6 protein-coding genes are annotated in these 13,095 nt (G+C 56.4%); all 6 read right to left on the bottom strand.

Annotated elements, in window-relative coordinates; translation table 11 throughout:
• Window position 1 precedes the first annotated feature (1 nt).
• Window positions 2-2,113 carry an OPT family oligopeptide transporter gene (locus H5P30_RS12210; protein ID WP_185693210.1) on the bottom strand — a complete coding sequence of 704 codons (2,112 nt, stop codon included), beginning with the start codon at window positions 2,111-2,113 and terminating at the stop codon, window positions 2-4.
• Window positions 2,106-7,178 carry an ABC transporter permease gene (locus H5P30_RS12215; protein WP_185693211.1) on the bottom strand — a complete coding sequence of 1,691 codons (5,073 nt, stop codon included), beginning with the start codon at window positions 7,176-7,178 and terminating at the stop codon, window positions 2,106-2,108. Before H5P30_RS12215 ends, H5P30_RS12210 begins: the two co-directional genes overlap by 8 nt.
• A gap of 8 nt (window positions 7,179-7,186) precedes the next feature.
• Window positions 7,187-9,739 carry a DUF6785 family protein gene (locus H5P30_RS12220; protein ID WP_185693212.1) on the bottom strand — a complete coding sequence of 851 codons (2,553 nt, stop codon included), beginning with the start codon at window positions 9,737-9,739 and terminating at the stop codon, window positions 7,187-7,189.
• Window positions 9,740-9,776: 37 nt separating this feature from the next.
• Entirely contained in the window at window positions 9,777-11,087 is a 1,311-nt protein-coding gene (locus tag H5P30_RS12225; RefSeq protein WP_185693213.1) for an alpha-L-fucosidase, read from the bottom strand.
• Entirely contained in the window at window positions 11,084-12,199 is a 1,116-nt protein-coding gene (locus tag H5P30_RS12230; RefSeq protein WP_185693214.1) for a GntR family transcriptional regulator, read from the bottom strand. Before H5P30_RS12230 ends, H5P30_RS12225 begins: the two co-directional genes overlap by 4 nt.
• Before the next feature lie 424 nt (window positions 12,200-12,623).
• Window positions 12,624-13,095: transposase (locus tag H5P30_RS12235; RefSeq protein WP_185691582.1), on the bottom strand; the 472-nt coding region annotated here is incomplete at its 5' end.

Below are 13,095 nucleotides of genomic sequence, written 5' to 3' on the forward strand. Positions count from 1 at the left end.
ATTAGAAGGGCGCTCCGGTGACCGCCTGTTTGATAAGGTTCATGGCGATGGCTCCCATACCGATGAGGCCGACACCGGTGAAGTAACCAGCTACGATGGTGGGAGCCATTCGGAGGAAATTGTTGGCTCCGAATTTCTTCTGAAAGTAGTAGCGTCCTATGATTGCCCCGACAAGTTCGAGCACGAGATAGTGCGGGAGCTGGCCGATCCCTCGAATGAAGCCATAGATGAGAAGAACCGGAAGGCCGAAGACCGACAGGAGGGCGAAGACCACCACGGTGCCGATCGCGCTTCCCCCGATGATCTCCGGTTTGATCGCCTTCATGAACTGGCTGTCGCGAATATCGACATCCTCGGGATTCTGCCCCTCCGGTACGAAAGTCGAGGAATAGAGTAGGGTGTGTTCCTTACTGAGGAGTTCCCAGCGAATCTCTGCGGTCGGAAAGAAGGACGACGGGACCTCATTGGTTTTCCAGATAAACGCCCAGAAGAGAATGGAACATCCGAAGAGAACGGGAATGGCTACGGCTTCGGCCTTGACCAGGGACCACATGCTGACTCCGGTGAGTTCGTTGACCCGGAGTGCCTGGGCGATCCCTCCGTAGTTTTCGGTGGGGACCGGCGCAAGCCAGATGTCGATCCCTTTGGCTCCCGAGAGGATGAAGGACCCCTCGCGGATGAAGGGAATCTCCACATCCTGACCGGAGATCCCGGAGAGGCGGGCGTTGACGTACGACATAAGAGGTACGTAGACGAAACTGAAAAGGATGAGGAAGATCAGGGGCAGCTGGGGAATCAGCAGGTGGGCCACGTAGATCATGGCGGTAGCGGCCAGGACATAGCCGACGGCCGCCATCCAGAGAGGGTAGTCGCCACGTCCTTCCGGGGTGGCCCAAAGATCTTCGGGAGCACCGTCTTTCTGCTTCTTGCGCTCGCGGGCGGTCGTCACGAAAGCCCGGATGACGGAGTAGATGGAAACCACGGCGATGCCGAGAGCGGTGCCGATGCTGAAACTCAACCAGAAATCCACATGATTGGAGAACTGGGTGTTGACCGTATCCATTCCCGGCTGCCAGGTCGTCAAAACTCCGAAGTGGTAGAGAAGCGGATTGATCAGAAAGGTGACGAAGATCGCAATCGCCGTTCCGATAACGGCCCAGAACGGGATGACGAATCCGATAAGCAGGATGCCCAGATCAAGAGTAGCCCCGATGGGCGCGGCGGGAAGAAACCCTTCCGTCACGTTGGTGAGATCGACAAACGGCTGGGGAATGAGGAAAACGGGTTCTTCGAGGATCAGGCCGGTGATGGCGGGAACGCCAACCAGGATCACGCCAAAGGCGATACCGAGGATGGCTCCCAGAGAAAACAGTCTCCACTTTGAGAAAGTTTTGCCCGAGTTCTCGTCGGAATCTTCGCTTTCGTTGTCGTCCCCGGTAATCGCGGATTTCGCTTTTCCGAACCGTTTGAGAAAGGACTTTTTCTTTTTGCCGCTATCTTCTTCGGCCATGGCCATGGCCCCTTGAGCCTGAATGGGCGCGAGCGGGAAGGGGAGTTTTTCGATGTCGGAGGTCAGGCGATAGAAGAAATAGCCGATCGTGTATTTCTTGACCACCGAGATGATCATGATGAAGGCGACCAAACCGATCGGGATCATCCAGTCGCTGTGCAGGAGGTTCCGTTCGATGAGAGCCGGACTGTCCGGAGAGGGAACCCACCAGCTAGGGAAAGCGTTGCCCATGCCTTGCTCGCGAACGGCGTCGCTGTTGACGAGAAAGGCGCGAAAGATAAGTGGACCGATCGGCCCCCCCGGCATGAGGAGGTACCCGGTCATCATGAAACGGGTAGCGTAGAGCAGAGTGACGAGATTCTGCTTGGATAAAGGTTTCATCGCCCGCCGGGCCACCTGACTGAAGAGGATGACGGTGACCCAGGTTGCGGCCGAGGTCATGTCCCCTCCGGTCATGAGGCCCAGATAGATCGAGCCCGGCATCATGACGAGACCGCAGAAGAAGATCCCTACAACGGTGGACCAACCGAAGCCGTCCCGAAACTCGGTGGGTGAGTCGAGTAGGTTGCGATACTGGTCCAGTTCTTTGTCGATTTTACGCATGGGTGGGGATCTCGGACTTGGATTGTTCTTCGAGTTGGAGGCGAACCTCTTCGTAAAGTTCGGATTTCATTTCGGGGGTGACGGCCCGCCAGTGCAGGAACTGTTTGCGGATCCCGACCATGAAGGGTCGGTTGACGCGCTCCCATGAGTCGCGGGTTCCTGAGCTGCGGACCAATCGAATAGCCGCCATAAATTCTCCGGTCTCTTCGTCGAAAGGAGTGCGGATGGTCAGCTCTTGGGAGACGCCCAGATCGAAGGGTTTCAGCCAGACGGTGGCACAGACCGAAGGAACCACGGTCTCGGGGCCGCCCTTGGAGGATCCCTCGATCTCATAGCGTGGCGGTCCTGCGGAAAAGCCACCGGCACCGCCTTCGCCATGGTCTCTTAGAAAGCGGTGGAAGAAGGCGAGGACGGCCACTCGCTCGCGGCGGTCGAAGGTAAAGGGGAGGTTGAAACTGTAGCTGTCGCCTTCGGGCTCCGGCATGTCCCACCCCGAGTCCTCGGAGGGTGCGGCGATCTCCATGGCGGAGCGAGCGGGGAAGTAGGTCGAGAGGAAGACGGCGCCGACCACTGCGAGGGAGGCGTAGATACTATTGACCGAAGCGAAGGTCATGTTGAGATCACCCGTCAGGTCGAGCGCGGTGAGAACCGTCCCTGTGCCTTGACTGAGCAGGTAGCCGATCACGCAGCCGACTACGGCGTAGACGAAGGCTTCGGCGAAAAACATGAAGAAAATGAATCGCGGAGCAATGCCGACGGCGTTGTAGACGTAGATTTCGTCACGCCTTTCGTAGACCGATCCCTTCATCGTGTTGAGCACGGTCAGCGCCGCAATGATCAGGGGAATGATCAAGTCGATCAATCCGGCGAAGTCGGAGACGCGCATGCGGCTGCCACGGTAAGCCGTTCCGTCGATTCCGTAGAAAGCAGGGCGGGCGCGTTGTTCGAGGAATCGGACGACCTCCTCTTTCGCCTGGCGCAGGCTGAGAGAGTCGAAATCGAGGGCCAACGAAACCAGTCGGTTATCGGCATCGGCCACGTTGATACCGAGATCGGCCTGGGGGGCGATGAGAATTTCGGAGGGGGCCATCAGAACGCCATCCTCGTCGCCCAGAACACTCGCGAAGGCTCCGGGGACCTTCTCGAGCTCGCGGAGACCGCGAATGTCAAATGGCAGGATGGGACGTCCGTCAAGATCCTTGAGCGAAAGGTATTGGTTCTCGTCGAAAATCCCACGGACGATAAAGTTACCGCCATTGATGGAGACGGGAACCCCGCCGGAATTGACCGCTTCGACCGTGATCCCCAGGCGCTCCGCCATCGAGGAGGGAATGATGACGGGGATATCTTCTTCCGGACTGGTTTCGTCCGGGGTGGGAAACCAATATGGCTCCGTGATCAAAGGGAAATTTTCCTGGAGTGGTTCGTTGTGGGCAAGACGGATGATCGAGCCGAACGAAAGAGTGCTGACTCGGTCGTCGTCCCCTTCGTGAAGAATTTCGAGCTGGGGATTGAGTCGCTCGTTGTTGCTGTTGGTCGTGCCGACATAGAGCGAACGGGGAGCGACGGGAAAAGCGCTTCCGTATCGGGACTCGATGGCGAATCGCTCCGTGGCGCTGATCGGGGCGAATTTCTCATTTTTTACCAGCAATCCCTGATAGTTGGCCGGACCGACCGCGATTTCCGTGTCTTCGAAGTCGCTGTAAATCGAGGTGAAGCAGATCATCGCAAAGGTGATGAGCACCAGTGTGAGGCAAGTGAGACCCGTCCGGACCTTGCGCCGATGCATATTATTCAAGCCGAGCATGAACGCCGTGCCGATCACCCCCATGGAATTGGCTTCGGCACCTGCTACCCGTCCTCGCTTCTGCTTGATCTCTTCCAGGTTCTCGCGGAATTTTCCCGCAAACAACAGAGTGATGGCGACGGTGATCAAGAGGATGAAGAACCCGAGAAGGATCATGATCGACGAACGAATCATCTCGAACGCCGGATGGAGCAGACGGAGCAGGGCGAAGACGGTGAGGAAGATGACCACCTGAGCCCCGATCTGTTTTCGGATGTCGGAGAAGCCGCAGACGAGTTTCTCGAAGAAGAAGGTAAAGGGGATCAACAGAGCCATGTACCAGAGGATGCTGACGACCGCTCCGTTGATGTTCTCGCGGAGAATGGGATGGACGATGATCGAGTAGGTCAGCGAGTCGCGGGCGACCAGCATGCGCTCGAAGAATCCAAGATCCTCCCCGTCTCCGGCCGCCTCGTTCAGGAGCGCTCCGCTTTGTTCGTGAAATTCGAGAGTGTGACGGTCGGCCAGTCCCTTCGCTTCCTGGAGTTCCATGCGGGTCTCATTGAGCCGGTTCATGGACTGTGCTTGCTCGAAAGGGATATTCTGCAGGATCGAATGGTCCAGAGCGAGGTATCCTTCGCCCTCGATAGCCAAGTCGGTTGTCGGATTTTTCTCCGGGGACCCGCTCATGTAAGAACGGACGGCCTGGACCAACTCGTTGTCGGCGGTTCCCGAGCGAAACGTCGTGTAGAAATAGGAGTCGGGCGGAAGAAAGTTGACGACACTATCCTGGGTCACGACCTCGTTGAGCTGATCGAAATTGGTCAGGCTGCCTGCTTCGATCATTCGAATCGATGAGAAGGGCCGCAGCGTCTGCGGGTTGATCATGTCGAGTATGGCTACCGGTGTGGCCCGGAATACGACAAGATTTACGTCGCGGAAGTCGTCCTTAAGCGGATTGGGAAAAATAGAGGTGTAGAGGCTTTGGGTGGAGGAACTCTCGTCTTTGATGTAGCTTATGTATCCGTTGTCGTCGTAGTAAATCGACTGGAGATTGTATTCGCGCCCAAGGCGGAACGGAGAAGAGGCGTCTGGCAGATCGTACCGTCCGTAGGGATCGGTGAAGTGCATCATGCCTTCATAGCGGATGGGGCTGCGCTCGATGGCGAGACTTGCGGGCTTTGGTGCGACGAGCGCTCCGGCCAGCGGAAAGTTCGGAACCAGCGAGCGACCTACGTCGGCGACATAGACGGTTCCCGAGTATTGGCTCGGTTGAGTGGCGGGAGGCATCTTGATTGAGCCGAAACCCTTCCCGAGCGCCAAGGCAAACTCGGCAATGAAGTCCAGGCTATCCGCCATCGTATTCGCAGTCATCGTGGACTCTTGCCATGGTTCGCGGATTTTGCGGTAGGAGTCCAGACGGTCGGTATTGACGAAGGTGAAGGCCCGGTAGCCCATGGTGTTCCAGTTCGAGGTCGGCACCGGAAAGCCGGAAACCGTCCGATAGATAGCCCCCGCCGAGCTGTTGGCGGGCGACTTCAGCCGGACCGAATGATCGAGATCCGTTTCCTGGAGAACTTGCTCAACGACCGAAGCCACGTTGTTGGCGATGATACTGGTGCTTCGTGTGAAAAGATCAGTCGGACCTCCGAGGACAAAGCTCAGTTCGCTCGGTCCGGCCGTTTCCAGAGTTTTAGGGAGGAAACCAGGGCTGAAAACGTACAGCTCTTCGTAGTCCGCAAAGAGCCGATTCAGTTCCAGACCGGCGGTCCACTCACGAACCTTCTCGGAATGATAGGCGACGAGCGTATCAAATCGGCTTTGAAGCGCCCCTTGAAGGTCATAAACGTCTACGAAACGGGTTGAATCGTCATAGCCGACTGCCGTCCGATCCATGAGCCGCGACAAGGGCAGACTGGCGGCGGTCGCCAAGTCTTCGTAGCGGAACTGAGCTTCGAGGAAGGCTTTGTATTCGGGGCGATCCAGCTCGAAAACATCGCCGCGCTCGAAATCGATGCGGCTTTGAAGAACCTTTTCGGAGTCCTCGAATACCAGGGTGTTGAGAACGTAGCGCAGCTGGTCGAAGAAGAAATTTCGCTCGTTCGGGGTGAAACTCGATTCGATCTGGGCCGTAGTTTCCTTGGACTGCAGGAAGCCCTCCGTCGCAACGGCGTCGGCGAGCGTGGTGACGAGAGCGAGGTCGGATTTCTCTTCCTCGATGTGCGAACGGATCTTTGTCGCGGTTGCTTCGGCAGCTCCCTCCGGTCCGATCATGCGGAGGAACTGGTCGAGTCCGGCGAAACCGATATATTGAGCACCGGTGGTGACAAAGATGACGTCACGCTGAAGTTCATCCCGATGGGCCGCCAACCCTTTCGCCAAAGCCAGCTGGGTGGCGAGGGGGTAGCTTTGTAGAGGATTCCGGGCGTAGTCGGGGAGGAGTCCGTATTCGTCGTAGGGAACACTGAAAACCAATGCCTCGCGGGTGGGGTTATCTGCCCGGAGTACGCCCACCACAGTCTCGTGATCTACCGACTGGAACGTCGCTTTTACCTCAAGGCGGACTCGCTTCCCCGCGTAGTCGAGCAACTCTTCGGTTGCCGCGAGTCGGGGGAAATTGACCGGGAGAATGCTCTGCATCCCGGATTGGGCCAAGACAGTTTGCCAGGGAATCGCTTCCATTCCTTCTGGATGCACGAGAACCAGCCCTTTCATTCCCATTTGAGCATAGCGCGACCATTCGAGGTCTTGGGTTTTCGGGATCTGGTCGAGCCGCACGACTCCGATCACGTCGCTGAAGTCCGAATACTTGAGGAGTGTAGTCTCATCCAGGACCAGGAGTCGGCCCGTTAGTCCTTCTTCGGGGCTTACGACCGGTTGAAAGGAGTTGGACGGAAACGGAAAGACTTCGACGTTCGGCATGACCGTCCCGTCCTCAAGACGAATAGAGCGATCTTCCGTTATGGGAGCGGCTGCAGTGCCCGGCAAGCGGTAGACTTCAAGGCCGTTCCCGGCGAGGAAGTCGGCGATAAACTCCGCCGCGTCTGCGTGGCCCGGGCGGCCGAGCATTCGCGAGCCCAAAGCCTCTATCTCGTCGTGCAAGGCTTCCACCGAACCCGGTGCGAGGGCTTCTCGAACCGCGTCGCTTCGATAGTCGCTGTCAAAGGGGAATCCCGGGTCGAAGGGCTCGGGTGTGGATAATGAGAGAACAGTCCAAGCCGTACCGAAGAGAATCGCGGTGAAGAGGACGAAACCGATGATGCGTTCTTTCAAAGACATGATGGGAGTTACAAGAGGTCGGAAAAGATGATTTCAACTCCTTGCGAGCGGAGGTAGGCGGCATAGATTGCGTTCAGCAGCAGAGCCAGCACCGAGGCAATAAAGACTCCGGCGAAAAAGGGGAGCAGTTTCGTGCGAACCGTTTCAGCGCCTCCGAGCTTAACAACGATCAAACGTAGCAACCAGGCCGCCAAGATACTCCCCCAAAGGGATCCGGCTCCGGACCCCATCAAGTGGGTGGATCCGAGGATAAATCCCAGAGGGTGAAACCAAAAACCCGCAAATAGTTGCCGAAGGACGGTCAGAATGGTGGCTCCGATTGCTCCGTAGAGATAGCCATAGGTCGATGGGGCGATGCCGCTTTGCTGGGCTTCATCGCCCACCATGGCGGTGCCGGCTTGGGCCAGCTCCTGGTTGAGATTGCTGAAATACCAGGGCTTATCCTCAAAGGCCCAATTGAAGCGAAGTGAGTCGCCGCCGAAGGCGTAACTGGTCGAAAGAAACGACCAACCTCCGATTATGATCCCACCGAGTATTCCCAGCAGGCAGGTGTAGAGAATATGTTTGGGGCGAATGCCATAGCGTCGGCCCAGCTCGAGGATCTCCAGTTGCGCGCCGGGGATAAGAAAAAAACCGGCAACCGTGATGAAAAAACTGGCGGTAAACGTAAAGACGACCAATCCGGGTCCAAAGGCTCCAATGCCCCCGAGCAGGAGGATAAAGAGGGCGGCGTTGTTCGGGGTGAAGTAGCCGAAAGGAATTCCACATTCAGCCCGGATTCGCATGGCCACGAAGCCGATTGTTAGAAGAAAGACCATAAAGGCCAGCACTCCGAGAATCGAAATCCCCACCCAGTTCGCCCAAACCGCTGACGCCGCAAAAACGGCAACGAGCAGGATGAGTGCTGTGCGATAGGAGAAAATCTCGTCCCGCTTCGGCGGTTTTGAGGAGACGGCTTCCTTAAGCACTTCCCGGAAGTAAGTTCGGGAAAACCAGAGGATCAGCAGGGCGTAGGCGAGGTAGGCCCCCACCTGCTGCTCCTGAGCGTAGGGGAACCCCGGGCTGGCGTCCATGCCGCTCACGTATCCGTACCAATACAGGAGACGGAAGAGAAAAAATCCTACCAGAAAGCTGAAGAGAATATTCAATTCGATGAAAACCGCGAGACTGACGAAGACGGCCATCACGGTGAAGGTGATGTTCCACGTTTCGCCCCATTCAGGCCCGAAGTAGGAGCCCAGGGGGACAGAGATACTCGGATCCGGAACGGCCGAATTGTAGAAGCTGGCCATCTTGAGAAGGCACCAGATCAGGCCAGCGGAAAATCCGAGCCACATGGTGGAGTTGCGCCAGATGCCCGAAAGAAACCGGTTCTTGGGTTCGTCCGCGCTCCCGATGAGTAAGGTGGGGATCCGGGTGAGCGGCAGGGAGAACCGTTCGCTGTCGATCCATTTGCGGCGCATGATTACGGCGATGCTCAACGTGCCCAGGAGAATGATTGCCAGAAAACCGCCCCACGCGAGAATTGGCCGCCACCAAGCGTCCCAAGGAATATAACCAGAGACCAGATATCGCAGTCCGCTCAGGCTGAAAAGATTATCGGGGCGGACGACCAGGCCGTGTCGATGGTGCTCGGGAAGAGCGGCGTAGTCACTTTCGGATATCTCCGTCCGTCCGGAAAAGACCTGTTCCATCGCTAGAACACTTTGTAGCTGTGGATCGGCCACATAGAGGACACCGGGGCCTTCCAATCCGATCTCGAGCGTGACACTCTCGGTTGCGTTTCGGGGAGCTTCAAAGCCATAGAGGCCTTCCCTCTGAAATCCCTGGGGATGAATGACGGATGGCTTGCGAATGATCCGGGAATAGAGGATCTCCCGGAAGTCGTCGGAATCATCCGCATACATACGGACAAAGTAGCGACTATCGCCTTGGAACTCGGAAGGCCGCAGCAATACGCTGGATAGGTAGGGGGTCCCGGGCATGACCCCCGGCGATTTTTCTTCCTTTAGGGGGAGGGTGAAGCGGATCGAGGACACCTCTCCGGAGGCTTCGTTTTCCAGGACCAGCACCTCTTGTTGCTCGCCGGCCGAATGGTCGACGGTTTCAAAGCGGGAGTTGCCCGAGAGAAATACGGATTCCGAAGGCTGAAGACCTTTATCGGCAAGAAGGTTCGCCCCGGAAGGCCAGAAATTGTCGCTGTAGGCGTCCATCTTGGCGAAGTCGCCCGTACGCGGGATCGTCGAGGATATGGCGACGATTCGATGCCAGAATCCCTGAGTCATCATCGGGCCGCTGATCAGGATCGCGTAAAGGACGCAAAGCAATTCGGGACGGGAAAGGATGCGGACTTTGAAAAGGGTGAAAAAGATCGCCCCCAGACCCACCATCGCGAGAAAGACCCAAAGCCCCGGTATCACGAGCGCATGCTCTCCCGGGGAGCTGGCCACGAGGACGACATGCACGTAGTTGATCAGAATGGCCGATGCCAGCATCGCGAATATACTGGCGACGAGGGATCGGGCGGTGAAGGCGGGTGCAAATTTTGAGGCTGCGTTCATTCCAGTCGAATGGGGGAGGGGGACGTTGCTTGACGAATTAGAGAAGTATGTCGGACGGACAAGGATCGTAGGGAGGGTGTGCGACCCTCGGGACTCTCATTCCTCCACCCAGACGGATGGACGGCGGACGGTCGCAAAGAAACTCCAGAACCGCGGGACCGTCCGGTTCCGGGGAGGATTCGGGCAGGGTAAGCTGAAGCAGATCTCCTTCTTTTCGGAAAGGAAAGGTCTCTCCGCTACCGAGCAAGGAAACTTTCTCGACTTCGCATTCGAGTCCGCCGAGGCGAAAGGACCCGGGCCAGTGTCGGGTGATCAAAAAGAGTCGGTTGCCCGAGCAGGTGAAAGGACCATGGTGCAACCAGTCGTCCCGGTGAGCGGATGTGCGCTCTCGAAGTTCGTAGAAAAAAGGCTCGGTATCATGGATAGCGGCTCCGTTGCGCGTCATCCAAGCCGCTAATTGATCAAAGAGGTCGCTGGCTTGTGGCGGGAGAGCGCCGTCTCCCATCAGGCCAAAATTGAGCAGGAGGTTTCCCCGCTGTTTTGCGACAGAGGCGAGAAGCTGAACCACATCTCCTAAACTTTTCCAAGAGTGGTCGCCCTTGTGGTAGCCCCAACTTTCGTTTGCGGAGATGCACGTCTCCCAAGGGCGCCACGGTTGCGGGGCGCTGATATGTCCTTCTGGAGTGCCGAAGTCACCGTCCAGACCGTTTCGGTTGTTAAACAGAAGGCCGGGGCACAGTTCGCGAAGTCGCTGGTTCATCAATTCGGCCCTCCAGCCATTCGCATCGAACGGCCACCATCCGTCGTACCAAAGGATGTCAATGGGACGGTATCGGCCAACGAGCTCTTCCAGACGTGCGAAGGTCGCATCAAGAAAAGATTCGTGGGCTGCTTCGCTCTCAAGAGCGTCTGAGGCGTCCGGCTGGTCGTACCAATTGTTCAGGCTGTGGTAGAGACCAATTTTAAGATTATACCGGCGCGCGGCTTCAATCGTCTCGTCCACCAGGTCGCGTTTGCAGTGCGAGTTTCCGATGTGCAGGTCACTCAGTTCAGTCGGGTAGAGGCGGAATCCCTCGTGGTGCATCGTCGTGAGAACGACGTAGCGCATGCCAGCCGCTTGTGCCTTGCGGCAGAGGGCGTCGGGATCGTAGCTCTCGGCGCTGAACTGATCACGGAGATTTCTCAGCTCCTCGCCGGAGAAACGTTCGCGGTTCGCAGACCACTCACCTCGGCCGACTAAGCTATAAAGTCCGAAGTGGATAAACATACCAAACCGTAGGTCGGAAAAGTCCTGGGCGCTGATCGAAGAGGCGATTTCGTCCTGAGAGCGATTGGCGGATTGGGTCATGATTGTGAAACCTTGAAATCGATCAATTCCAGCCGAGAGGATTCTTCCAGACTTTGGCGATACGGATTGGTTCCGGTGTGCTCGGCGATGACTTCGCCAGCGACCGCTTCCGCCAAAATATCGGGCTTGAATTCAAGAAGCGTGGTCGGAAAGGGAAGAAACATCCCGGAGCCCTGATTGGATTGGGAAACCACCAGTAGGTCGTTGGGGACGTCGATGGATTCGTTGAGGATTGCCTGGCTCGCTTGCGCGTAGAGAATATCGTCCATCAGTAAAAGCCCGTCGGGCTTTTTTCTGGGGAAAGCGCCCCAAAGAGAGCGAAACTGCTGCCAACCAGCATCGCCAGAGGCCGGCGTTCTTTGGTCGTGAAACCACTCGGGATAGAAAGGAAAGCCCTCTTCGGCGAAAATTCGTTCAGCTAGGGTCATTCCGGAGCCTTCCTTGAAGAGCTCCCGCCAAGCAATCACTGCGATTTTCTTGCGCCGATTTGATTTGAAGTATCGAAGGGCCATTCGAAGCATCGCTTCCGGATCGAGCTGCAGATGCCGATTGAACTGGGTCCCGAATCCGTAGACGTAGCGTTCTTTCCGCTTCTCCTCTGTGAGAAGAGCTGGAGGTGGATTGGTCGAAATGAAAACGAATCCCCTCAGTGAACGATCATTGTACACCGCCTCCCGGGCCTTTTCCGGGGTCCGGTCCCCCTTTTGGGGCGGTTGCACCTGCTCATGGAAGGTGACCACCGGGATTCCCGCGGCTTCCAACAACTCTTGGACCTTTTGGAATACCCTCATGTGGAAATAGGACGCTCGCGACGAGTAGAGGTCCCAGGTCATGACAAGGGCGACGGGGAGGGATTCGCGTGGATCGCGAACGAAGGTGCCACTTCCATGAATTCGTTCGATCAAGCCCTCGCTGGCGAGTGTCGCAAACGCTTCCCGAACTGTCATGACGCTGACCCCAAAGCGCTTGGCCAATTTTGACTCCGCCTCCAATTTCGCGCCGGGTTCAAGCTCCTCTTTGACATGGTGCCGCAGGGCCTCGGCGACTTGGCCACTGAGGGACGGTTTGCGCTGAATGGTTTTGAGCATCGTATTCGGGGAGAATTGAGTCATCTAATGACCTGATGTTTTTGGCCAAACGTCAATGGCAAATCGGAATTTTTTGATCGTCGGGCCGATCAGGACGGTGCCTCCAAAAACTATTGCGAGTCACTGTCTGAAAATCGCGAGCAAATCAATGATCGGAAACTAATTTCCTGAAGCGACTAAGGAGCAAATTCAAACGAAACTTGGAACGTGCATATGCACGCGTCTAGATATTCTGACAGGATTCTGTAACCAACTGAAACCAGAAATAACATGAACTCGTAAGTATCAGAAAGTGAGTGACTAAAAGAAATGATGTATGAATCCCTCCCTCTCCGCCAGCTATGCAAGCGGCCTAGCGGCTTGCATTCAGTGAGATTCAGGGTCTACTCCAAAGTTTGGGGACCGGGCATAATTTGTGATTATTTTTCTTTAGGATTATTGTGTGTGTTCATTGGCACTGAGCGAGGACGCGCAGTCGGTAATTTTCAAAGTTTCTGAAGCCGAAGGCTCTTCTTTGGATGAGTTTCATTTTTCTGTGGAAGCCTTCGGTGATGGCATTGTTTTTGGTAAATCGCCACATGGTGGCGATGGGCTCGATCCATTGTTGGAGGGTCTTGGCGAGGGTTTTGAGTTGTGCAAAGCCCTGTTGTTGTAGTTCTTCGATATGTCGATAGAGCTCTTTGGCATTTGATCGACACTTCTTTGCTGTGCAGGACTTCTGGCAGAGAAGGGAGTGGATTTGCCATCGTTTGAGATAGAGGGGCTCGAGGGTTGGGTGCTTGTCGAAGAGTTCCTGACGGCGTCGGATCTGTTTTTGCGAGAGGCGCCCGGGTCGGGTTCGCAGGATCGCCAGGAGTCCGCTGTTGCGGGTAATCTCGGGAGCAATCTCACGGCAAAGGCCCGTGAAGTGATGAGCGAGT

This window comes from Puniceicoccus vermicola (assembly GCF_014230055.1).
GTDB lineage: Bacteria > Verrucomicrobiota > Verrucomicrobiia > Opitutales > Puniceicoccaceae > Puniceicoccus > Puniceicoccus vermicola.

Coding starts and splice junctions, on each gene's coding strand:
- H5P30_RS12210 (WP_185693210.1), bottom strand. CDS start 2,113: ATGCGTAAAATCGACAAAGAACTGGACCAGTATCGCAACCTACTCGAC.
- H5P30_RS12225 (WP_185693213.1), bottom strand. CDS start 11,087: ATGACCCAATCCGCCAATCGCTCTCAGGACGAAATCGCCTCTTCGATC.
- H5P30_RS12215 (WP_185693211.1), bottom strand. CDS start 7,178: ATGTCTTTGAAAGAACGCATCATCGGTTTCGTCCTCTTCACCGCGATT.
- H5P30_RS12220 (WP_185693212.1), bottom strand. CDS start 9,739: ATGAACGCAGCCTCAAAATTTGCACCCGCCTTCACCGCCCGATCCCTC.
- H5P30_RS12230 (WP_185693214.1), bottom strand. CDS start 12,199: ATGACTCAATTCTCCCCGAATACGATGCTCAAAACCATTCAGCGCAAA.